The sequence below is a fragment of the Sphingobacterium wenxiniae genome, from assembly GCF_900116225.1.
In the GTDB taxonomy this organism is placed as follows: domain Bacteria; phylum Bacteroidota; class Bacteroidia; order Sphingobacteriales; family Sphingobacteriaceae; genus Sphingobacterium; species Sphingobacterium wenxiniae.
In genome coordinates this window covers 1-21,864 of record NZ_FOZZ01000017.1, presented here as the reverse complement: position 1 = coordinate 21,864, position 21,864 = coordinate 1, and the positions used below count along the sequence as shown (strand labels likewise).

22 protein-coding genes are annotated in these 21,864 nt (G+C 41.7%); 11 read left to right on the top strand and 11 right to left on the bottom strand.

What is annotated here, in order from left to right; all coding sequences use genetic code 11:
- Positions 1 to 31: 31 nt before the first annotated feature.
- Complete coding sequence (locus tag BM375_RS16175; protein WP_093367582.1) at positions 32 to 1,201, top strand: MFS transporter; 1,170 nt, start codon at positions 32 to 34, stop codon at positions 1,199 to 1,201.
- 63 nt (positions 1,202 to 1,264) lie between these two features.
- Here BM375_RS16175 and ggpS read toward each other — a convergent pair whose 3' ends face one another.
- The 7 genes from ggpS to BM375_RS16145 all read right to left on the bottom strand — a co-directional run bounded on the left by ggpS (position 1,265) and on the right by BM375_RS16145 (position 9,696).
- Complete coding sequence (gene ggpS, locus BM375_RS16170; RefSeq protein WP_093367580.1) at positions 1,265 to 3,505, bottom strand: glucosylglycerol-phosphate synthase; 2,241 nt, start codon at positions 3,503 to 3,505, stop codon at positions 1,265 to 1,267.
- Complete coding sequence (locus tag BM375_RS16165) at positions 3,505 to 4,494, bottom strand: NAD(P)H-dependent glycerol-3-phosphate dehydrogenase (RefSeq protein WP_093367579.1); 990 nt, start codon at positions 4,492 to 4,494, stop codon at positions 3,505 to 3,507. Before BM375_RS16165 ends, ggpS begins: the two co-directional genes overlap by 1 nt.
- A gap of 324 nt (positions 4,495 to 4,818) precedes the next feature.
- Positions 4,819 to 5,001 carry a hypothetical protein gene (locus tag BM375_RS17065; RefSeq protein ID WP_139227629.1) on the bottom strand — a complete coding sequence of 61 codons (183 nt, stop codon included), beginning with the start codon at positions 4,999 to 5,001 and terminating at the stop codon, positions 4,819 to 4,821.
- 241 nt (positions 5,002 to 5,242) lie between these two features.
- Positions 5,243 to 6,520, bottom strand: a complete 1,278-nt coding sequence (locus tag BM375_RS16160; protein ID WP_093367577.1) for a M16 family metallopeptidase — start codon at positions 6,518 to 6,520, stop codon at positions 5,243 to 5,245.
- Positions 6,510 to 7,763 carry a M16 family metallopeptidase gene (locus tag BM375_RS16155; protein WP_093367576.1) on the bottom strand — a complete coding sequence of 418 codons (1,254 nt, stop codon included), beginning with the start codon at positions 7,761 to 7,763 and terminating at the stop codon, positions 6,510 to 6,512. Before BM375_RS16155 ends, BM375_RS16160 begins: the two co-directional genes overlap by 11 nt.
- A gap of 22 nt (positions 7,764 to 7,785) precedes the next feature.
- The gene (gene hemF / locus BM375_RS16150) at positions 7,786 to 8,682 is read right to left on the bottom strand and encodes an oxygen-dependent coproporphyrinogen oxidase (protein ID WP_093367574.1); all 897 of its coding nucleotides are present in this window, start codon (positions 8,680 to 8,682) and stop codon (positions 7,786 to 7,788) included.
- 3 nt (positions 8,683 to 8,685) lie between these two features.
- Positions 8,686 to 9,696 (bottom strand): NAD(P)H-dependent glycerol-3-phosphate dehydrogenase, encoded by a 1,011-nt coding sequence (locus BM375_RS16145; protein WP_093367573.1) that lies wholly within the window; start codon positions 9,694 to 9,696, stop codon positions 8,686 to 8,688.
- Between the two features lie 746 nt (positions 9,697 to 10,442).
- Between BM375_RS16145 and BM375_RS16140 the strand changes: the two genes are divergently transcribed.
- Positions 10,443 to 12,065: an ABC-F family ATP-binding cassette domain-containing protein gene (locus tag BM375_RS16140; RefSeq protein WP_317614822.1), complete on the top strand. Its 1,623-nt coding sequence runs from the start codon at positions 10,443 to 10,445 to the stop codon at positions 12,063 to 12,065.
- Between the two features lie 21 nt (positions 12,066 to 12,086).
- Here the strand turns inward: BM375_RS16140 and BM375_RS16135 are convergent, their stop codons facing one another.
- The gene (locus BM375_RS16135; protein WP_093367572.1) at positions 12,087 to 12,956 is read right to left on the bottom strand and encodes a helix-turn-helix domain-containing protein; all 870 of its coding nucleotides are present in this window, start codon (positions 12,954 to 12,956) and stop codon (positions 12,087 to 12,089) included.
- A 261-nt stretch (positions 12,957 to 13,217) separates the two neighbouring features.
- Between BM375_RS16135 and BM375_RS16130 the strand changes: the two genes are divergently transcribed.
- Genes BM375_RS16130 through BM375_RS16110 form a run of 5 tightly spaced genes read left to right on the top strand, consistent with a single transcriptional unit; the run spans position 13,218 to position 15,397 of the window.
- A complete protein-coding gene (locus BM375_RS16130; protein WP_093367570.1) occupies positions 13,218 to 13,595 on the top strand; it encodes a DoxX family protein in 378 nt (125 codons plus the stop codon).
- A 4-nt stretch (positions 13,596 to 13,599) separates the two neighbouring features.
- Positions 13,600 to 14,073 carry a VOC family protein gene (locus BM375_RS16125; RefSeq protein ID WP_093367569.1) on the top strand — a complete coding sequence of 158 codons (474 nt, stop codon included), beginning with the start codon at positions 13,600 to 13,602 and terminating at the stop codon, positions 14,071 to 14,073.
- A gap of 29 nt (positions 14,074 to 14,102) precedes the next feature.
- Positions 14,103 to 14,540, top strand: coding sequence for an SRPBCC domain-containing protein (locus BM375_RS16120; protein WP_093367568.1), 438 nt, complete (start codon positions 14,103 to 14,105; stop codon positions 14,538 to 14,540).
- Positions 14,541 to 14,552: 12 nt separating this feature from the next.
- Positions 14,553 to 14,927 (top strand): iron chaperone, encoded by a 375-nt coding sequence (locus BM375_RS16115; protein WP_093367566.1) that lies wholly within the window; start codon positions 14,553 to 14,555, stop codon positions 14,925 to 14,927.
- An 11-nt stretch (positions 14,928 to 14,938) separates the two neighbouring features.
- The gene (locus tag BM375_RS16110) at positions 14,939 to 15,397 is read left to right on the top strand and encodes an SRPBCC family protein (RefSeq protein WP_093367635.1); all 459 of its coding nucleotides are present in this window, start codon (positions 14,939 to 14,941) and stop codon (positions 15,395 to 15,397) included.
- A gap of 35 nt (positions 15,398 to 15,432) precedes the next feature.
- Here the strand turns inward: BM375_RS16110 and dinB are convergent, their stop codons facing one another.
- Positions 15,433 to 16,515: a DNA polymerase IV gene (dinB, locus tag BM375_RS16105; RefSeq protein WP_093367565.1), complete on the bottom strand. Its 1,083-nt coding sequence runs from the start codon at positions 16,513 to 16,515 to the stop codon at positions 15,433 to 15,435.
- Positions 16,505 to 17,098 (bottom strand): DUF3267 domain-containing protein, encoded by a 594-nt coding sequence (locus BM375_RS16100; RefSeq protein WP_093367563.1) that lies wholly within the window; start codon positions 17,096 to 17,098, stop codon positions 16,505 to 16,507. The genes dinB and BM375_RS16100 overlap by 11 nt, the downstream gene beginning before the upstream one ends.
- 289 nt (positions 17,099 to 17,387) lie before the next feature.
- On the opposite strand from BM375_RS16100, the gene BM375_RS16095 reads away from it, so the two are divergent.
- From BM375_RS16095 to BM375_RS16080, 4 genes are all read left to right on the top strand, one after another.
- Positions 17,388 to 18,551 (top strand): porin, encoded by a 1,164-nt coding sequence (locus tag BM375_RS16095; RefSeq protein ID WP_244525935.1) that lies wholly within the window; start codon positions 17,388 to 17,390, stop codon positions 18,549 to 18,551.
- A 10-nt stretch (positions 18,552 to 18,561) separates the two neighbouring features.
- Positions 18,562 to 19,671 carry a lipid-A-disaccharide synthase gene (gene lpxB, locus BM375_RS16090; protein WP_093367560.1) on the top strand — a complete coding sequence of 370 codons (1,110 nt, stop codon included), beginning with the start codon at positions 18,562 to 18,564 and terminating at the stop codon, positions 19,669 to 19,671.
- A 175-nt stretch (positions 19,672 to 19,846) separates the two neighbouring features.
- On the top strand, positions 19,847 to 20,500 hold the full coding sequence (locus tag BM375_RS16085) for a hypothetical protein (protein WP_244525934.1): 654 nt from the start codon (positions 19,847 to 19,849) through the stop codon (positions 20,498 to 20,500).
- A gap of 15 nt (positions 20,501 to 20,515) precedes the next feature.
- The gene (locus BM375_RS16080) at positions 20,516 to 21,535 is read left to right on the top strand and encodes a WD40/YVTN/BNR-like repeat-containing protein (RefSeq protein ID WP_093367559.1); all 1,020 of its coding nucleotides are present in this window, start codon (positions 20,516 to 20,518) and stop codon (positions 21,533 to 21,535) included.
- Between the two features lie 62 nt (positions 21,536 to 21,597).
- On the opposite strand, the gene BM375_RS16075 is transcribed toward BM375_RS16080, so the two are convergent.
- Positions 21,598 to 21,864 (bottom strand): transposase (locus tag BM375_RS16075; RefSeq protein WP_139227495.1); only part of this gene is annotated, 267 nt, incomplete at its 5' end.

Genomic DNA, 21,864 nt, shown 5'->3' with positions numbered 1-21,864 from the left:
TTTAGCCTAACTACTAAACCTAAAACGATATATGAAAAAGGGATTGCTTCTGATTGTCATTTACCTGGCTTTTATCAGCCTTGGTCTTCCTGACTCTTTATTAGGCCCTGCTTGGCCCAAGATGTATATAGACCTGAATGTTCCGCTACATTTTGCAGGTATCATTTCGATGATTGTAGCAGGCGGAACGGTTGTTTCCAGTCTGTTCAGTGCCAAGATTATCGAACGCTTTGGTGTGGCATACGTCACCTTGTTCAGTGTATTGCTCACAGCGTTAGCCTTACTGGGCTTCTCCTATTCTCAGCATTTTATTTATTTATGTCTGCTGGCCATTCCGCTGGGTTTAGGTGCCGGTTGTGTGGATGCCGCCCTCAACAATTATGTGGCTTTGCACTATAAGGCAAAGCACATGAATTGGTTGCATTGTTTCTGGGGCGTGGGGGCTGCCTTAGGCCCTATCATTATGGCTCATTACTTAGCTAATGGAGAATCCTGGACAGCAGGCTATCGAACTGTAGGATGGATACAGATTTCCTTGGTACTTATTCTTCTGCTCTCTATTCCTTTTTGGGTGCGAACGTCATCCGGATCGGAAGAGGAAGGCAGCACTGCAGAAAAACAATCTTTTCTAACCTTGCTAAAGGTACCGGGACTGAAACAGGCTTTAATTGTTTTCTTCTGTTATTGTTCCATTGAAGCAACCTTCGGTCTTTGGGGAGCCAGCTATTTGGTCTTTTCGCGGGGATTTGCTCCAGAGAAAGCCGCAGGATTGGTATCGGTTTACTATGTGGGTATAACGTTTGGCCGTTTCGTTTCTGGTTTTATGACCGAAAAATTGACTAACCGCCAGTTGGTTTACGTTGGACAGGGTATCATTATTTTAGGCTTACTCACCCTGCTCCTACCTTTTGAGACAACTTTATTACCGGCATTTTTTATGGTCGGCTTAGGTTGTGCGCCGATATTCCCAAGTTTGTTGCATGAAACGCCACAGAACTTTGGAGAAAAGCAATCCCAATCCATTATGGGGATACAGATGGCCTGCGCCTATATCGGTATCACTTTAATGCCTTTGCTATTCGGCAAGCTGGCTTCAGAAATCGGACACGCTTCTTTACTGTGGTTTATCGGTGCGTTGTTGCTGATTAAGATTTATATGAATTACAGTCTGAATAAGGCTGTATCAGCGAGAAAGGTGTAAAATGTCGCCTTCATCTGTTATGCTTCGACAAGCTTAGCAGGACAGATGAAGGCAACTCTTTCATCACTTACCGCTCATTTCCAGTTCACGGACAAAGTCCCTGCCCCAGTAATGTATATCATAATGCTGTACCTGTTCGTACGAGCGGTTAATGCGTAATGCCGCATCCTCCTCATCCATGACCAAAGCCTTCAGCAGGCTTTCTTTCATGCTCTTTTTATCGTACGGGTTGGTCAGAATGGCATAAGGCAATTCCACCGAGGCACCCGCGAATTCAGATAGGATAAGCACGCCATTGCCTTCTCGGATACCTTGTGTGGCAACATACTCTTTGGCAACTAGGTTCAAGCCATCACGCAAGGGCGTAATCCAAGCGACATCACTTAAAGCATATTGCACCACCACTTCTTCAAAAGGCATACTTCGATAGAAATACTGTATCGGTGTCCAATCCATGGTGGAATAAGCACCGTTGATTTCACCTACTGCCCGATTCACTTCATCACGGATATCGTCATAAATCTTCATACCTTGAGAAGGAGGCGTACAGACATTAATTAGTTCTACCTTGCCTCTAAACTCGGGGTATTCCGCCAGAAATTCACCAAAAGCTTCTATCTTTTCCAATGGACCTTTCACATAATCGAGCCGTTCAATGGACACGATACGCTTGACCTCAGCCTGTTCCTTCCTCTCCATTTGCTGTTCTATCTTTTGCTTGATTTCCTTTTTGCTCAGTAAGCGTTGTATATGGTCGACATTCACGCCAACAGGCTGTGCCCCTAAGCGGATGCGTCGGCCATCGACTTCGATAATCTTGGTCATTTCATCCACACCTAAGGCACAGCTATAGGTCAGGAACTGATGGGCGACAGGGATGTTCTGTATTGTTTTAAATGGTGTATGGCTCCGCAATACGTCCACAAAATTTTCGACATAGCGCGGAATATGGAAACTGATAAAGTCGCAGAGCAACAGGCTTCCGATAATATCCTTGCGCCAAGGGATGATATTGAAAATATCGGCGGCAGGAAAAGCTGTATGGTGGAAAAATCCAATACGCAGATCCGGTCGAAGGGGTTTGAGGTATGCGGGCACCATCCACAGGTTATACTCGTGTATCCAAACGAGCGCCCCCTCATCCGCCTCTTTGGCTATGCGCTCTGCAAAAACACGGTTGATCTCCAGATAATGGTTCCAGTCATCGTGATTGAATTTGGCTCTGTCCACAAAGGAGAAAATAGTTGGCCAAAAGGCCTCTTTGGAAAAGACTCGATAGAACTGGTCAATATCCTCTTTAGGAAGTGAAATCGTTGCGGCCACCAAATTGGGGTATTTTTCTTCGTCAATCAGCTGGTTCTTAACAGGCTGACCATCCTGCTGCAGTACCTCTTCACCAATCCACATCCCGGCTCTTCCTTGCTCAAATAAGCCCAATAGCGATGGGATAATCCCGTTGGGACTTTTGGGAGCCACCCGAACAGCCTTCCCATTGACAACTTCCTTATCAAAAGGTAGTCTATGGTATACCATAACCAGCTGGGGATTGCTTTCCTTTTTGGCTCTCACCGCTGTAGCAGTCTTCTCGGGGATAAAATTGCTGAAAGGTTTATAGGCTTCCATGCATTCCAATATCCCTCCTGCACCGGGCAGTTCTGCATGATAAACGGCTTCATTTTCCTGGGTGCTATCCAACAGGCCTTGCTCCGATTTACCGACGGCTACCCCACGGAAACCTACATGATAAAGGGAAAGATCATTCAATGTATCGCCTGCAACAAGAACATCATCATCCGCAATATGCAAGAGATCAACCAAAGCACGAAGGGTGTTGCCTTTATTCACTGCCTTGGGCATAATGTCCAAGTATTTATCGACTGAAGTGATGACATCACAGTCAAAACTATCTGCAATACTGCGGACCGTATCCAGATCTACCTGTTCATCATAGTAGAAAGAACAACGGCGTTGTTGCGGCACCTCTTGATAAATTAGGTTGGGGATCTTGGAAAATTCCGCCCGTATATCGTATACCTTGGGCCATTTACTCTCTATTTCGTTCTGTAAAGGTTCTATAGATTCCAAGGTATAGCCGTTGACCACCGTAGCCCCTACATCGGCTATGATATAATTTGGGGTCGGGATAATTGGGTCATTCAGTAAGGGTATAACGGATTCTAAGCCACGACCGGTCACAAAAACCAGTTGTATATCTTTATTTTCTTTTATAATACGGTACAAACGCAGGCGATCTTCCATTTTTCCACCTAAGAACGTACCATCTAAATCTGTTGCTAATAACATTATTTTATATTCCTTTCTAACAATTTAAATTCACTTACTACGGGCATGTGGTTATACAATACACGATAAGCGGTATTCAGTAATGGCAGGTTCAAACCAAAGCGTGAAGCCGTCTCGAATAGCCCTTTTGTCGCGTAATAGCCTTCTGCCACCATGGACATGATCGTCTGACTTTGCACCACGGAGTAACCCTGCCCGATCAACTCTCCAAAAGTGCGGTTACGGCTATGTGCGGAATAGCCCGTGACTAACAAATCCCCCAGATACTGCGAACATCCCATCCGGTTGGTGGATGCACCGACACCACTAAGCAACACTTCCAATTCGTATATGGCATTGGATACCAACACGGCCATAAAGTTGTCGCCATAGTTCAATCCTTTGGCCATACCACATACAATACCAACTACATTTTTATAGATAGCGGCATATTCCACACCTAATAGATCTGCACTCAGTTGTACACGTACATAAGGCGTAGTGAACCAGTCTGCTATCCGACGCAAAAACGGCAGGTTTGCACTGCAAAGGGTCATATAGGTCTTTCTATTTCCCGCAATCTCTTCGGCATGACAAGGGCCACCTATCATAGCTTGATGCTGTTCGCCCAAATGAAAAGTCTGGCTGATAAACGCACTGGGCAAGTCATTGTTCTCACCTACCGTGCCTTTAATAGAGGTGATAACAAACTTTTCTTTCAGCAAGTCGGTATCTATATTTCTTACAATAGCGGGAAGCTGTGCACTCGGAACAAGAAAAAGCAATATTTCACTTTTGGAAATAACCGCTTCTAAATCAGTAGACGCTTCGATATACGTTGCATCCAATTTTGTCCCTTGCAAATAGTCGGGATTTACCCCCTTTTGGTTAAGGATGTCGGCCTGTTGATGACGCCTGACATACCAATGGACATGAACTTTGTTTTCCGTTAGAATCTTTACCAATGCAGTAGCCCAACTACCCCCGCCAATAACACTTATTTCCTTCAAAACGCAATGGGTTTTTAGATGGAAAGCGATGGCTTTCCATATCAGATTTACTTAATACAATACAAATATAGATAAAAATAAACTAATAAGCAAATTTAAGGGATGTGAAAATCGGATATACACATCATAAATTGTTTGTAATGGAATTTTTGTTGAGGTGAAATGGAGGTTTTATTTCTACTATGCTGATTTTTCCCATCGCACAACCTTTCCGTCCCTCGCCGGGACAGGGCATTCCTTTTTGTAGGGCAAAAAGGAATCAAAAACCCTTTGTCCCATCCGAGGTGGCCTGTCCCGCAGCCCAGCCCACACAAAGGAAATCCCTTACAAGGCTGAAACTACTGTCCGAAGCTCTTTGGATAGCTTCGGACAATAGTTTCCATGCCTTTCCCTTCCACACAATCCCTCGGTATTTCCTTTGTCTTTCCGCCACTTGGATGAGACGGAGAAGCGCTTAACCGTCACTCGGTAGAAGAGGCGATGGGAATCGCCTTCCTCTACTTGCACGAACCACTCCTTAATAGAAAAATGTCGCCTTAAAAGTTTTGACCATGTAGAAAGCTATTTTTAGCACTATCCCTCTGGTCAAAGCTTTTCAGCGACGAGGTTTTTGTCTACTTTTTGACGGCCAAAAAGTAGAAGCCAGTTGCGGCTCGAGCGACAAAAACTATCTAATAATTTAAACATAAAAATAAGATGCTTTTGCCCTGATAAAGATAAGGGGACTCGTTAACGAATCCCCCTATCTTTACACCTTCCCTACAACGACACGCAGGAGCTTGTCGTAATCAAAATATTGTTGGGCTACGGCCTGTACTCTTTCCGGGGTCATTTCCCGAATGGTCTGGTTATAGCGGGTATAATATGATAAATCAAGATTAGAAAAATACACGGCTTTGAATTTATCTGCGTGGGAGAAAATAGATTCCAAACTACCTAAGATAGCGCCTAACATATAATTCTTTACCAGTTCGACTTCTTCAAGCGGTGCAGGTTCTGTTCTCAACAGTTGAAATTCCTTTTGGATTTCGTCCAAAGTCGCTTGTGTAACATCTACCCCTACTTCTGATGCTATAGTAAGAAAACCGGTATGCCTGAGGCTGGCAATGGCTGAACCTATACTATAGGTATAGCCTTTGTCCTCCCGAATATTGCGCATTAATCGCGAACCGAAATAGCCTCCAAAAAGCGTATTGACAAACTGTACTGCAGGAAAATCAGGATTTTTGCGATTGATGAACGGCATCCCTAATCGAATTGCGGACTGCATAGCGTCGGTACGCTCTTCGATAAATTGCTGTGGCTGAAACTCGGGCAATAGTGGATTCAATCCCGAAGGGATTTCACCTTGATTTATCCAGTTCTTTCCAAAAAGCTGTTCGACCTGGGCCAAGACCTCATCCGTCACATCGCCGGAAAGAATAAGTGTACAATTTTGGGGTTGGATTTGCGCCCGATATAAAGCCTGTAAATCTTCTCTGCGGAGGTTATCGTAAGCTTCTTCCGTAGGTGTAATTCCATAGCGTGTCTCGCCAAAAAGATTACGGTAGAAAAACCTGCGTGCTACATATTCATTCTTACGCAAGGATACTTGCAGAGACTGTTTATTGTTACGGGTAAAGGTCTGCAACTCCGATTCTGGAATAATGGAATCGGTCAATACATCATGTACAATAGGCAAAACTGCCGGAAGATGCTTCGTCAAAATGTACATCGTTAATGCCGTTTGATCGTAGCTATATTCCGGGATGAGGTATCCTCCATAAAAATCGATTTCTTCGGCTATCTGTGCACTGGTACGCGTATTGGTCCCTTCCTTGAGCATACTGCTCAGACAGGTATTCAATAAAGGGTTTTCCGGTGAGGAAAAAACATTCTGAAATATAAATTCTGCTTTCAGCAATTCTTGTTCTTCGGCATAAAAGACAAAAATCTTAAGCCCATTCTCCAATTGCAAGGATTTAGGCTCCACCAAATGTATATCCGCCACCGGGTGTTTTAGGGGAGCTTCTTTTCTATTCAACATCTTGCTGTTCTTTAGCGTGATAGATTAAAGTGGACGAGTTCTCTTGACGGAATATCTCCTGAGCTATGCTTTGTATATGCGGAGCCGAAACCTGAAGATAACGGTCAACCTCTTGGTTATACAGGTCGGCATCTCCTAATGCTTCATAAAAGGCAAGATTCATCGCTTTGTCTAAATTTGAAAGTTCTGCAAACATCATGGTCGACTCGATTTTGTTTTTGACTTTTTGCAATTCCTTTTCAGCAACCAACTCTTTTTTCAGCAGTTCCAACTGTTGCCATAACGCTTTTTCTGCATCCGTCAAAGACACTTGTGGTAGAGGTTTTCCCTCAATGACAAAGAGATTATCATCTATAGAACCCATAACATAGGCATTGACTTCACTGAACAGGGGCTGCTCCTTCACCAAAGCCCGATACAGTCGTGAAGAGGATCCTCTGGATAGAATATCGGAAATCAAATCCACAACAGGATAATCCGTATGCAAGCGGTCGGGGCCATGAAACGCAATATAAATACTGTTTACAGGTACATCAGCCCATACTTCTTCCCTACGGGCTTCCGTTTGCTTAGGTTCCTTAGGCAGATTCCTGACGTAATCTTCACCCTTTGGAATATCGCCAAACCATTTCTGGCTAAGCTGTTTTACTTCTTCCAGATGCACATCCCCTGCTACTACCATGATGGCATGGTTTGGAGCGTAGTGCCTTTTGAAAAACGCTTTCACGTCTTCCATCGTCGCTTCTTCGATATGTTTTAGTTCCTTGCCAATGGTAGCCCAACGATAGGGATGCACTTTGTAGGCCAGCGGTCTTAACCGCAACCATACATCGCCGTAGGGTTGATTCAGGTAACGCTGCTTAAATTCCTCACACACAACCTGTCGCTGTATTTCTAAGCTCTGCTCGCTAAACGCCAAGTTCAGCATGCGGTCGCTCTCCAACCAAAAGGCTGTTTCCAAATTTGTAGAGGGCAGAGTAATATAATAATTCGTGATATCATTACTGGTGAAGGCATTATTTTCTCCTCCTACTTCTTGTAAAGGTGTATCATAGTTGGGGATATTGACAGATCCGCCAAACATCAGGTGCTCGAAGAGATGCGCAAACCCTGTTTTATCGGGTGACTCATCACGCGCTCCTACATCGTATAAGATGTTCAAGCAGGCCATGGCTGTGGTGTGGTCTTCATGCACAATCACCCGAAGGCCATTGTCCAGCGTAAACTTTTGGTAGTTAATCATGAATGTATAGTCAATAAATGCTTTAAACAGTCCACTGTATATCTTTCTTCAACAGCGAAAGGGTTTGTTCTTCCAGAGAACCTGCTTCGGGTTGAAAGTCATAAGCCCAATTGGCCTGTGTCGGCAAGCTCATCAGGATAGATTCAATACGCCCATTGGTTTCCAGACCGAATTTGGTCCCTGCATCATATACCAGGTTAAACTCCACGTACCGACCACGACGCAATAATTGCCAATCTTTCTCCCGTTGTGTAAAAGTCTTTTCACGGTTTCTATTGACCAGTTCGGTGTAAGTAGGTACAAAGGTTCGGCCCAAGTCACAGGAGAAATCAAAAATCTGTTCGTAACTTAATCCTGTTTTTTCGGGTGTTAGCCTGTCATAGAAGACCCCTCCGATACCTCTGGTTTCCTGACGATGCTTGATATAAAAATAGTTATCTGCCCAAGTTTTAAAATCGGTATAGAACGAGGAGTGATGCTTATCACAGACATTCTTCATCATGTGGTGAAAGAAACGTGCATCATCTTCTATGATATAATGTGGGGTTAAGTCTATACCGCCTCCGAACCATCGCATCTGCTCATTCAACTCAAAATAACGGATATTCATGTGGATGATGGGTACCCAAGGATTATTCGGATGGATGACAATGGATACTCCTGTCGCGAAAAAATCCTCTTCTTCCACTCCGAAAGCTTTCTTGATCGGTTCAGGTAGCTTACCATGTACTGCAGAAAAATTCACCCCTCCTTTTTCAAGGATGTTACCCTGCTGGATTATACGTGTGCGACCTCCACCACCGCCTTCTCGTTCCCAAAGTTCTTCTTGAAATGTTGCTTTGCCATCCAATGCTTCCAACCCTTGGGTTATCTCGTTCTGAATGGTTTTATAGGTTTCTGCTATATCGTGTCTTGTCATCGTTTATGATAATTTTTCGGCTAATTTTCTAACTTCCGTAGCTGCTGGTTGGCGATTGTATAATATCTGGTAGACCATATTGCAGATCGGCATATCCAAATCATAGCGTTGGATAATATTCTGGATACAGGCTGACGCATAATAACCTTCGGCTACCATGTTCATCTCCAACTGCGCCGACTGGACAGTATATCCCTTCCCTATCATATTACCAAAAGTACGGTTACGGCTAAATTGGGAATAGGCTGTTACCAGTAGATCACCTAAATAAGCTGAGGCGTTGATGTCCCTGTCTTCTTCAGGATCGATGGCCAGCACACAGGTTTCCATTTCACGGATAGCATTGGATACTAAAACCGCCTGAAAATTGTCTCCAAAACCCAAACCATGACATATCCCTCCAGCCAATGCATATATGTTCTTTAGCACTGCGCCATATTCCACCCCTAACACATCGGAGGATAGGATGGTCTTGATATAACGGTTCTGCAACAATTGGCTTACACTATCCGCCTGTTTACTATCTTTGGCCGCTAACGTCAGATACGAGAGCTTCTCAGAAGAGACTTCCTCGGCATGGCATGGCCCACCGATAACGACGATACGCTCTAAAGGGATTCCATAGGTCTTCATCAGATATTCCCCTACAATAAGATTATCTTCGGGAATGATTCCTTTGATGGCTGATACAATGGTTTTACCTTCGAAATCATTAGGCCCTATACCTTTTAGAGCATCTTTTAAATATGCGGAGGGTGTATTCAAAATAACAACATCCGATTGTTGCACGACTGTTTTGGTATCTGAAAATAGATTTTCGGGGTTTATTTTAAGCTCCACAGCACTGAGATAAGTCGGATTATGTCTATACGTTTTCACATATTCCAAATCTTCCTCTTTCCTAATCCACCACAAAATTTCCTTTTCAGAGGCATTGTCACCCAGCATCTTAATCATTGCCGTTGCCCAACTGCCACTACCAATCACTCCAACCTTTTGTTTGGAACTCACCATAAGTTTATATTTCACTAAGCGACAAATATAGCGATTTATTAGGGGTTTCTCATCTTCTGTTCTTTAGGGAGTAGGTCAAAAGCATCTTATTTTTATATTTAAAATAAATGGAGTTTTTTTTTGTACATTTTATGTCCTCCGAAGCCGGACAGGCTTTTTCCACTTTTGACCGCAAAAGTGGAGCAAAACTCGTCGCTGAAAAGCTTTGACCAGAGAGATAGTGCTAAAAATAGCCTTCTACATGGTCAAAACTTTTGATGCGACATTTTCCAGTTAAGGAGTGGTTCGTGCGAGTAGAGTTTAGACTTCCGAAGTTTCTGAAACTTCGGAAGTCTTGAGTAGACGCGAAAGCGCTTCTCCGTCTCATCCAAGTGGCGGAAAGGCAAAGGAAATACCGAAGGATTGTGAGGAAGGGAAAGGCATGGAAACTATTGTCCGAAGCTATCCAAAAAGCTTCGGACAGTGGTTTCAGCCTTGTGAGGGATTTTCTTTGTGTGCGTTAGGATCGTGTGACAAGCCACCTTGGATGGGACAAAGGGTTTTGGTCACTTTTGCCCTTCAAAAGTGACGCCCTGTCCCGGCGAGGGACGGAAAGATTGTGCGATTGGAAAAAATCAACATATTGTAGAAACAAAACTTCCATTTTTATCATCAACAAAAAAATTATTACCTTTGTAGCATATCTTAAAAAAATAAGTATGTAATACCATTTCTTTCTATATAACTAAACAGCTTCCCTTTTTAGGATGAAGTTATCAGTTTACCTTTCAACGAAAGAAATCATGCTTATTGTACAAAACATATCCTATATACATCTGGACAAAACTTCGTTGTTTAACAACCTTAATTTTACTTTGCCTACCCATTCTAAGACTGCATTGATTGGTCAAAATGGCTCGGGTAAGTCTACCTTATTAAAACTTATTGCAGGACTATACCCCGTGACAACAGGTCAAATACACACCGTGGAAAACCCTTATTACATACCACAACATTTTGGTCAATATAATACATTAACCGTTGCAGAGGCATTGGGAATCGCCGATAAGCTTCACGCCTTCGAATGTATTTTATCGGGCGAAATGACCGAAGCATATCTGGAATTATTGGATGACGATTGGACGATTGAGGAACGATGCCAAGAATCTTTGCAACATTGGCAACTAGAAGGCATTTCCTTATCTTCCCCAATGGCACTACTGAGTGGCGGACAGAAAACCAAAGTTTTCTTAGCCGGAATCGAGATCCATAAACCCAATTTCATCTTGTTGGATGAACCGAGCAATCACTTAGACCTCGCTGGTCGGGAACTCCTTTACGACTTCATCCTAACGACTTCTGCCACCCTATTTGTCGTGAGTCATGATCGTACGCTATTGAATCTATTAAACAATATTTATGAACTTACACCAACTGGTATAACGACCTATGGGGGTAATTATGATTTTTATTGTGAGCAAAAAGAAATTGCTGTGAATGCTCTGCAGCACCGTATCGAATCACAGGAAAAAGAACTACGCAAAGCAAAACAGAAAGAGCGCGAAACCATGGAGCGTCAACAAAAACTGGATGCTCGAGCTAAAAAGAATGTGGGTAAAGCTGGCCTTCCGAAAATCGTGGCAAACACATGGCGCAACAGTGCAGAACGAAGTACCGCCAAGATAGCAGGTGTTCATTTGGAAAAAACCACAAATATTTCCCAAGAACTGCGTGCGCTACGCACCCAGCAAACTGAGCTGGACAAGATGAAATTCGCCTTTGACACCAGTAATCTACATTTTGGTAAAACATTATTCCAAGGAGAAGACTTGAATTATATGCATAATACCAAATGCTTATGGACCCCAGACCTTAATTTTTCAATAAAAAGTGGAGAGCGCACGGCTATTCAAGGAAAGAACGGATCCGGCAAAACAACCTTCATCCGCTTGCTCTTGGGTGAGTTGTTACCAGCTAGGGGAAAACTGTATCGCGCGACTGAACAGATTGTTTATATCGATCAAGAATATTCCCTGATAAATGACCAACTGAATATATATGAACAGGCACAAACATTCAACCAAACAGCTTTACAGGAACATGAAGTTAAGATAAGACTAAATCGCTTTCTATTTGACAAAGACGAATGGGATAAACCTTGTCACGCATTAAGTGGTGGAGAAAGAATGCGCTTGGCACTCTGCTGTCTCAACATTGGTCAGATTGCTCCTGATATGATTATCTTAGATGAGCCGACAAATAACTTGGATATACAGAATATTGATATTTTGACTTCAGCAATACGGGATTATACAGGAACCTTACTCGTTGCGTCACACGACAATATTTTTTTGGAAGAAATCGGTATACAACGGCATATAAATTTTTAGCCCTATGTAACGAAAGGAGAATTACTTTACATTCTTCCGATAGTCGGATGGTGATATCCCCACAATCTTTTTAAAGATACGTGCAAAATACGATGGATCGGTAAATTCCAGTTCATAAGCGATACTGGCGACACTCTTATTAGTCTCCAGCAGCAGTAATTGGCTATGGATAATAACTACTTCCAAAATAAGTTCTTTAGAAGATTTTTTGAATACGGATGAGACGCAGCGATTGAGGTAATTAACCGAAACGGCAAGCCTGTCAGCATAGAAATCTACTGTCTTATGTTTATTAAAATGCAGGTGAACCAATTGCTTAAAAGCAATGGCAATCTCCTGTCGCCGTTCCAATGATCTGTTGGTCTCGGACAATTTGATGATCTTCAGCACAGCCGTCTTGAAGATGCTTTCATACAGTTCCTTATAGGGTGTTTTGTTATAAATCTCCCGATATAATAAATCCAGCAAACCATTCAACTCTTCACTATCCGATGGAGTAAGGTTAAGCATCGGCGAAATCGTAAAGATATTCAGGATTTCCTGTTCCCGAAAAAGGGAGGTCATCGCCTGTTCCTTAATCAACACGCAATATCCCTGAGCCGATTTATCAACCGAATGTATTGCAGATATATGTCCATAGTTACAGATTACTACGGCGGGAGCTTCTACCATAAATGTCGTCGATTCAATCTGTTGGGTGAAATAGCCTTCCGTAATATGGATCAGCAAGTTATAACCAAAAAAAATAGGTGGAATGGGGATCATTAAATAGGGTGCTATATCCCGAAGTGGAAAGATTTTAATCGGTGTAGGAATATAGGTCAGGTGATTAAGACTCCCGTCCATAAACTTGGAGACAAATTCATCCGCATTGATTTTATTCTTTTCCATTACCTTTTAATATTTCTTCAAATTTCATCATTCTCCTCGAATTTGCAAAAAGGGATTGTACTGAGATTGCTTTCAATTATAAAACATCATTAAAGGTCTTCTCCTATTCCTCATTCAACGTAAGAATAGCACAAGTTTTTTAAATTATGATTTCAAACTGTTTATTTCTTGTCTTATGCAAAGTTGATTAAAGCGAAACTCCTTTAAATTTGTTAAACAAATAATCGAACACGTACATACCCTACTAAAAATAAGCACCAAATGAAAAAGAATAAAATCATATTCTGGACGGCTACGATCATCATATTTTTGATGGAAGGTGTAATGCCGGCCTTTACCTCACAGACAGAGTTGGCAAAGGAAGGTATTAAACAGTTGGGCTATCCCGAGTATTTTGGTAATGCATTAGTTGTATTCAAAATATTGGGTTCTTTGACACTGATTATCCCTCAAATGCCAAAACAGCTTAAAGAATTGGCTTATGCAGGCTTTCTGTTTAACTTTATCTTTGCAAGTATAAGTCACTTTGCTATTGACGGAATGGATTTTCAATCATTTCTTCCCCTGATTTTTATTGGAATACTTGCATTATCCTACAATAGCTATCGCAAATTAAATTCAGTAGATTCAAAAAATTGAAACAATGGATAACAAGCAGAAAATAATTCCAAACCTATGGTTTGACGGAAATGCAGAAGAAGCAGCACTTTACTATCTTTCCATTTTTCGTGATGGAAAACTCATCAATACCACGTATTACCCTATGACGGAAGCAGAGGGTCTGGCTGATTTTCAGAAAGATTTAGCCGGTAAAATACTTACGGTTGAATTTGAGATATTGAACACACGATTTATTGGTATCAATGCCGATTCAGAATTTAAGTTCAATGAATCTGTTTCCTTCATGATCCCTTGCAAAGACCAGGCAGAGATTGATTATTACTGGGATTCGCTGATTGCTGAGGGAGGCGAAGAAAGCGTTTGTGGGTGGTTAAAAGATAAATATGGTTTGAGTTGGCAGGTCTGCCCTGCCAATTGGGACGATGTCTTAAGTAAAAAGCCTGACGCATTCCGAAAAATGATGGGTATGAAAAAATTCATTATTGCTGATTTTTAGGGCAAATTAGAAACAAAAAGACTCGAAATATGAAACTTACTGCAAAAGCAACTTTACAAATACAAAAAACGATCAACGAAGTTTTTGAAGCAATTGTGGATCATGAGAAAATGACGAAATATTTTATTTCAGAAAGTAGCGGACGCATGGAAGCGGGAAAAGAGCTCAGCTGGGAATTTGGGGATTTTCCCGGTAAATTTCCTGTGAAAGTCAAGGAAGTTCAGCCAGATAAATTTGTTTCCTTTGTTTGGGACGAAGACACGGTTGTGAACATTACTCTAGAAGAGCAACCCGACAAAAGCACCGTGGTAAAAGTGACCGAAGGTGAAAAAGAATTAAACGATAAAAACCTCGAATGGTGTATCGGGAATACTTTTGGCTGGGGAAATTTTCTGGATTGTATGAAAGCCTATTTGGAGTACGGCATCCACCTTCGTAAAGGGGCTTTTGATTATATGAAAAAGTAAAATTATTTAGTGATGACAACAAAAAAACCGAACAACGTCGATGAATACATCAATGCTGCACCCGATCAAGCAAAGGAAAAGCTGAATGAAATCCGTTCGTTACTGAAATCTGTTGTGCCCCATGCCTCAGAAGAATTAAAATGGGGCCAGCCTGTTTTTATAGAAAAGCGCATTTTATTTTCTTATTCTGCTTTCAAAAATCATTTGACGTTTATGCCTACAGGTCCGGCATTACAGCCCTTCAAAAATGAACTATCCTCGTTGAAAACAGGTAAGGACACGATACAGTTTCCCTATGATAAACCCTTGCCAAAAGAACTAATAAAAAAAATAGCATTATTCAGGTATAAAGACGTTATGGAGAATGATGCCAAATGGATGTATTAAAACAAATAACTATGAAAAAGCTACAATTCAAAACAAATATCCACGCGCCAGTTGCAAAAGTATATGATACGATGCTCGGATTAAAAGACAAAGCAACCTATGAAGCATGGGCAGCTGAATTTAACCCGACTTCCACTTTTGAGGGAAACTGGGAAAAGGGGACAAAAATCCTTTTTATCGGTACTGATGAAAACGGAGAAAAAGGCGGAATGGTTTCTGAAATCGCAGAGAATATCCCCCATAAATTTGTATCCATTCGTTCTTGCGGAATTTTAAAAGGAGACACCGAAATCACTGAAGGTGAAGAGGTCGAAGAATGGACAGGCGGGCTGGAAAATTATACATTTGAAGAACATGACGGACTGACTACTGTTACAGTGGACATGGACACGACAGAAGGTTATGCCGATTATTTTAATGAAACCTATCCAAAGGCATTAAGCAAATTAAAATCGATAATTGAAAGCTGAAAAATAAGGAAGCGCAAATTATATGTAACATCATTTTATTCAAACAGACTCAGTTGTCTGTTCTGCACTTTTTCCAAATCATTTTCATAAAAGTTGGACAGGGTGACGCCTAACAAGCGAACCTTTTTGTCCTGCATATCGACTTTGGACAACAGTTCCATAATCTGTGTTTTCATGTCTTCTGCAGTATTGGTATAAAAAGGAGACGTAAAACTGCGGGTAATCTGTGTAAAGTCTTCAAATTTTATTTTAAGGGTAATGGTTCTCCCTTGTTTGCTCTTAGTGAGCAGCCTTTTTTCCAATTTGTCGCATAAGGATTCCAATTCACGTTTCATGTCCTCTTCTTCTCTTAAATCCGTTTCAAAAGTATCCTCAATACCGATAGACTTACTGATACGATTAGGTTTAACCTCCCGATTATCTTCTCCCCGAACCATGTGATAGAAAAACTTGCCGGATTTGCCAAAGCGACGAATCAAGTCGACTTCCGATAATTGCTTTAAATCTGTGCCACAATGTATCCCCATGCTCTTCATTTTCTGGGCAGTAACCTTACCCACACCGAAAAACTTTTCGATGGGCAATTGTTCCAAGAAAGGAATAACCTTAGAAGGTCCTAAAAAGGTCAAACCGTCCGGTTTTTGATAATCAGAGGCAATCTTTGCAATAAATTTATTTACAGAAACCCCTGCCGATGCTGTAAGGTTCAATTCTTCTTTAATAGCGGATTTAATAGCTTTAGCGATCTCAATAGCCGAACCTACCCCCTGTTTATCTTCCGTTACGTCCAGATAGGCTTCGTCTAAGGACAGAGGTTCTATCAAATCCGTATATCGCCTGAAAATAGCCCGTATCTTATCCGATACCTCTTTATAAACATCAAAACGGGGACGTGTAAAAATCAAGTGCGGACAAAGTTGTAAGGCCTGACGCGATGGCATTGCTGAACGCACGCCATACTTACGTGCTTCGTAACTGGCCGTAGCAACCACACCTCGTCCATCCGGCGAACCGCCTACAGCAAGAGCCTTACCTCGCAATTCAGGAAAATCACGTTGCTCTACTGAAGCGTAAAACGCATCCATATCAATATGTATAATCTTCCGCTTAACTTCCATTATCCACCTTCTTGAATACAAAATAGCCAGCCTCAGATGGATGATCCTGTACAAGAGCCCCTTTATCTTCCTTAAGAATTAACCGTATAATCATGATATCTCCTATTGCTGCAACAGTAAAAAATATCCCAAAAGACAATAGAAACAGACTTCCTGTAAACCAAGACACTACACCCGGCAATATTCCCATCAGAATGCCCGGCATAGCTGCACCAATGGCATAAGCACGTACGGATAGCGGTTCTTTACAATGGCAATACGGCGCCATGTATTTCCACAGGACTCCAAATTTAATGGATTTCCATCCCTGTTTCGCATAGAGAGCCCATGTAACACCATGAATCAGCTCATGCAGAACAATACCAGCGACCAATACCAAAACAATAACAAAAGGTACAACGTAAAGAGGCAAATCGATAATAAAAAACTCATTCACTTTTGACCAAGAGAATTCTTCCCGCCAAATTATGTAATAAATGATGCCGAAAAAAGCAATCACCGGAAAATAAAAAAGACAGCCCGCGGCATTGGCCTTGGCTAAATCAATCGTCCGCTGTTCCTTTATGTATTGATTTTCTTCCATATCGTTTTAAAAATATTCAAAATCCTCCATTTACCCAAAAAGTCTTCGATTACAGTAGCGCTCCTGTATTTAAAATATTGAAAATAAACGGACCTTTTACCTCTCTCATAAACTCTTTAAAAAACATATTTAAGTGCATTTACCCTGAAATGCTTCGCAATTATATTGCATATAAAAGTGGATTTACGTAGGTTTGCTATCTATTTAGAAACATTTTTTTAAACACCGAATGAACATCAGGTTAGGATATTTAGCTGGCTTTTTAGGATGCCTCTGCTTCATTAACAGCGTGAACGCTCAAGAGCGGGACGATAGAGCGACCATTTTAAATTTCAAAGGCATTCAATACACCAGTAAGGATTCCTTATTCTATACAAACTTCAGGTTTCGGATGCAAAATCGCCTAAAATTCAACAATGTGTTGGACGGTGAAAGCAACAATTCCTTGGAAGCGCGAATTCGCCGATTGCGGATGCGGATGGATGGATATATCTATACGCCCAAAATATCATACTCTGTACAATTGGCTTTCACAAGGGGCGATCAGGATTTTGACGACTCAGGTGTGCCAAATATCATTCGTGATGCGGTCGTATTCTACAACTTTTCTGATGACTTCTATATCTCATTCGGGCAGAACAAATTACCCGGAAATAGACAACGTGTAACTTCATCTGGATCTCAACAGTTTGCGGAGCGTTCACTGGTCAATGCGAACTTTAATATTGATCGGGACTTCGGATTGACATTCCACCTGAACAAGAAAATTGCGCACATGCCCATACATGCTAAAGCAGCTATTTCTACAGGTGAAGGGCGTGCTGTTAACACGACCGATGATGGGTTGGCTTATACGGGACGACTTGAGTTTTTGCCTCTGGGTGAGTTTACCAATGATGGGGATTACTCCGAAGGCGATCTCGAGCGCGAAAAGAAACCAAAGCTTTCCTTAGGGCTAGGTTATAGCTACAACGACCGTACCACACGTGTAAATGGGCAGACTGGTAAATTTGTGGTCAATCCGTTTACTTTAAAGACTTCCTTTGCAGACGCCATGTTCAAATATGCTGGTTTTGCTTATCAAGCAGAATATATGCGTCGGGATGTGGACAACCCGTTTAACACCGTAGACGATCAGTTCAACCAGAATGACGGATCAGAACCCGAGGAGGTACATGCTTTTAAAGGTTGGGGAATAAACCAACAAGCATCCTATATCCTTCATGGCGGATATGAACTGGCGGGACGGTATACGTATGTTAAACCTCACGAGCAGATACGAAATGTAGAATCACAGATTGATGTCGTTGAACTTGGTTTTACCAAATATATCAAGGCTCACCGTCTAAAAGTACAGCTAAATGGTAATTATACCGTAAAAAATGGTGATTTTGGTAACAGTCACAGTAAGAATGCATGGGGTGGAACTTTTCAAATAGAATTAGGGATTTAAACAGGGGCTTATGAGATATTATCTTATTGCAGGAGAAACTTCGGGCGACCTTCATGGTGCTAATTTGATAAAAGCTTTAAGAAAGGAAGATGAGCAAGCGCAATTCTATATCGTAGGTGGCGACCTCATGAAAGAGGCCGCACAGGAGTTACCGCTTATCCACACTTCTGAAATGGCCTTTATGGGATTTGTAGAGGTTATTAAAAATCTCGGGAAAATACGGAAGAACCTGCAATTAGTCAAAGAAGATATCCGCAAACAACGTCCAGACACGGTGATACTTATCGACTTCCCGGGCTTTAACCTTAAAATCGCGGAGTTTGCTAAGAGCTTAGGTATAAAGGTTTGTTATTATATTTCTCCTAAAATATGGGCATGGAACCAAGGTCGCGTTCATAAAATCAAGAAGGTCGTAGACCACATGTTTTGTATCCTTCCCTTTGAAATTGATTTCTACAAACAGTTCCATTATTCGGTAGATTATGTCGGGAATCCCCTGTTGGACGCTATATCGGCTTATACCTTTAATCCTGATTTTAAGAAAACAAACCATCTTAACGAACGTCCTATTATTGCCTTATTGCCTGGGAGCCGCACGATGGAAATCGAAAAGTTGCTGCCTGAGATGGTTAATTTATATTATCTGTTTCCTGCCCATCAATTTGTGATTGCTGGTGCACCAAACTTTGACGAGACACATTATAAACGTTTCACCGGAGATCTTCCGATACCAGTTGTATTTAACCAAACATACGACTTGTTGAAAAATGCAGATGCAGCTGTTGTCACCAGTGGTACAGCAACACTGGAAACGGGTATCTTAAAAGTTCCACAAGTAGTCGTGTACAAGGCAAATAGCCTGACCGTTATGATTGCCCGCCTGTTGGTCAAAGTGAAATTTATTTCATTGGTAAACCTTATCAACAATTTCCTCTCCGTTCGCGAGCTGATCCAGAAAGACTGTACCACCCGCAATATAGCTGATGAACTGGACGAATTATTGAACAATAAGGAACACAGAGACAGTGTTTTGGAAAATTACGATATCCTAGAAGAAAAATTAGGAACACCGGGGGCTTCAGCCAAAGCAGCAAAATTGATTGTAGGTTATCTTTCTTAATTAAACTTTTTACTAAAAAGTTGGTTCTATAATAAATAAACAAGTAAAAAAAACGCAGATTGGTTTCCTTCGGAGCTGACTCGCGGTCGTCATACTTCCTCGTCCCGAATGCTTTCGGGAACGTGTTTTTATTATTTTATTGATTTTTGTCATGTAAGACTAAATATTAAAAAAGATGAGCAAGTACCTATTTATTATCACGATATTATTCTGTTATTGCGTAAGCATCGCTTATGGGCAATCAAACGAACAACATATTCCCAAACTAGAGCTCAAGAAAAAGCAGAAAAAAGTCTTTCATGAGAAAGACAGAGACTCTACTACCTTACTCTATATTGACACCTTGCTTATGAAGGATAGGTCTTCATTGCAGTTTTTCGGTAAGAAGTCTGTTAAGTTGGTCGTCAAATATGCAGAGATTGGTGACAGAGCCTTTATCAGCGGCATGGCGGGGCAAAACAATGCTTCGGACTTCGACATAGAAATGAATATACAAAAGCTGGGATCTTTATATATTATTGCACGTGGACAGGATGCCATGAATGGAACACGCACCCATCCCAATGGTGATGGTGGTCAGGTGAATTTCTTGTATTCAGCAGAAGGAGTCAATCCCCAGATGACGAACAAGAAAGAGAAAAACTACCTTTTTGCCGATGTGTCCGCAGGAGGACGTGCAATCAATCCGAATTCTGACCTCACCCAAATCTATTCCCGTATAGCCACATCAGCGCCAGGATTACGTGGAATACCGCAGGGACAAATCTATTCTGGTTCACCAGGCAACGAGGGTAAATTCACACTAAAACAAAACACGAACGAGAAATAATTGTATCTTTAAGTCATGATGACAAAAAGATTTTTCTTCGTATTGGCATTTCTACTACCTCTTCTTGGGCTTGCACAACAGCTTATCCCACTGACCCAAAAAGCAGGAATTAGTTTACGTGGATTAGACAGTTATCAGGATTATTGCCTTTGGGTCAGTGGAGCAAAAGGTACAGTAGGTGTGTCTACTGATGCGGGCAAAAATTGGAATTGGGTTTCTCCTAAAGGTTATGCTGAATATGATTTTCGGGATATCGAAGCATTTAGTGAACGTGAAGCGGTTATTGTCAGTGCAGGAACACCGGCTGTTATTCTCAAAACCACAGATGGCGGAGAGAATTGGGCAGAGGTTTATAGGGACGAAAGACCGGAAATTTTTCTGGATGGGGCGGATTTTCATGGAGATGAGGGCTATATCGTCGGTGATCCTATTAACGGTAAGTTCCAAATACTGTACAGTAAGGATCGTGGACAAAACTGGACAGATATTTCTGCAGATATTGATGTAAAGGCTACTGAAGGAGAAGCTGCTTTCGCTGCGAGTGGTAGTTCCTTACGCTACATCCCTCCTTTCCTCTGGTTGGGTACAGGAGGAACTATAGCCAACATGCATCGCTTCTGTTTAAACAGCCGAACACTTACAAAAGTTCCCCTCAGTGCAATGCAACAGGGTGAGGCCAGCAGAGGTGTATTTTCGATAGATTTTTATAACGTCACTACGGGTATTGTCGTTGGTGGAAATTATATGCAGGATAAAGATCGTCAACAAACTGTACTGCTTACCGAAGATGAAGGAAAAAGCTGGGAAGCACCCCAGACTTCTTTAGGCGGGTATCGCTCCTGTGTCAAATATATTACGGCAAACACCTTATTAGCGACAGGAACTTCTGGTACAGATATTTCTCATAATGGCGGGCAGCATTGGACAACAATTTCAACAGATAGCTATAACACGATAGTTAAAAATGCATCTGGCACAAAGGTATTCTTTGCTGGGAGTTCTGGCCAGATTTCTGTTATTGGTAGTGTAAACTGAACTGTGTCACATCACTCCTTTTAGGGTTCGTGCTCAGAGGCTGAAAGCCTCGAGTGCGAACCCTAAAAGGAGTTGCCGAAGGCCTTAATTCTATCCCCAAATTTAATATGTAGTTGTTGCATTGTCAATCCCCAATTTCGAATAGGCATGGTCCATTTTTTTGAAATCTCCTTAACCGTGAGATAAACCAACTTCAAGAGTGCCTGATCAGAAGTAAATGCACCTTTCGTTTTGGTCACTTTTCTGATCTGACGGTGCATAGCCTCAATAGCATTTGTGGTATAAATAGCTCTGCGGATATCAGGCGAATACTCGAAGTAAGTAGAGAG

What these genes read in the sequence shown, in the direction of transcription:
- BM375_RS16175 (WP_093367582.1), top strand. Translation starts at nt 32, where the DNA reads ATGAAAAAGGGATTGCTTCTGATTGTCATTTACCTGGCTTTTATCAGC.
- ggpS (WP_093367580.1), bottom strand. Translation starts at nt 3,505, where the DNA reads ATGTTATTAGCAACAGATTTAGATGGTACGTTCTTAGGTGGAAAAATG.
- BM375_RS16160 (WP_093367577.1), bottom strand. Translation starts at nt 6,520, where the DNA reads ATGTTGAATAGAAAAGAAGCTCCCCTAAAACACCCGGTGGCGGATATA.
- BM375_RS16155 (WP_093367576.1), bottom strand. Translation starts at nt 7,763, where the DNA reads ATGATTAACTACCAAAAGTTTACGCTGGACAATGGCCTTCGGGTGATT.
- hemF (WP_093367574.1), bottom strand. Translation starts at nt 8,682, where the DNA reads ATGACAAGACACGATATAGCAGAAACCTATAAAACCATTCAGAACGAG.
- BM375_RS16145 (WP_093367573.1), bottom strand. Translation starts at nt 9,696, where the DNA reads ATGGTGAGTTCCAAACAAAAGGTTGGAGTGATTGGTAGTGGCAGTTGG.
- BM375_RS16140 (WP_317614822.1), top strand. Translation starts at nt 10,443, where the DNA reads ATGAAGTTATCAGTTTACCTTTCAACGAAAGAAATCATGCTTATTGTA.
- BM375_RS16135 (WP_093367572.1), bottom strand. Translation starts at nt 12,956, where the DNA reads ATGGAAAAGAATAAAATCAATGCGGATGAATTTGTCTCCAAGTTTATG.
- BM375_RS16130 (WP_093367570.1), top strand. Translation starts at nt 13,218, where the DNA reads ATGAAAAAGAATAAAATCATATTCTGGACGGCTACGATCATCATATTT.
- BM375_RS16125 (WP_093367569.1), top strand. Translation starts at nt 13,600, where the DNA reads ATGGATAACAAGCAGAAAATAATTCCAAACCTATGGTTTGACGGAAAT.
- BM375_RS16120 (WP_093367568.1), top strand. Translation starts at nt 14,103, where the DNA reads ATGAAACTTACTGCAAAAGCAACTTTACAAATACAAAAAACGATCAAC.
- BM375_RS16115 (WP_093367566.1), top strand. Translation starts at nt 14,553, where the DNA reads ATGACAACAAAAAAACCGAACAACGTCGATGAATACATCAATGCTGCA.
- BM375_RS16110 (WP_093367635.1), top strand. Translation starts at nt 14,939, where the DNA reads ATGAAAAAGCTACAATTCAAAACAAATATCCACGCGCCAGTTGCAAAA.
- dinB (WP_093367565.1), bottom strand. Translation starts at nt 16,515, where the DNA reads ATGGAAGTTAAGCGGAAGATTATACATATTGATATGGATGCGTTTTAC.
- BM375_RS16100 (WP_093367563.1), bottom strand. Translation starts at nt 17,098, where the DNA reads ATGGAAGAAAATCAATACATAAAGGAACAGCGGACGATTGATTTAGCC.
- lpxB (WP_093367560.1), top strand. Translation starts at nt 18,562, where the DNA reads ATGAGATATTATCTTATTGCAGGAGAAACTTCGGGCGACCTTCATGGT.
- BM375_RS16085 (WP_244525934.1), top strand. Translation starts at nt 19,847, where the DNA reads ATGAGCAAGTACCTATTTATTATCACGATATTATTCTGTTATTGCGTA.
- BM375_RS16080 (WP_093367559.1), top strand. Translation starts at nt 20,516, where the DNA reads ATGATGACAAAAAGATTTTTCTTCGTATTGGCATTTCTACTACCTCTT.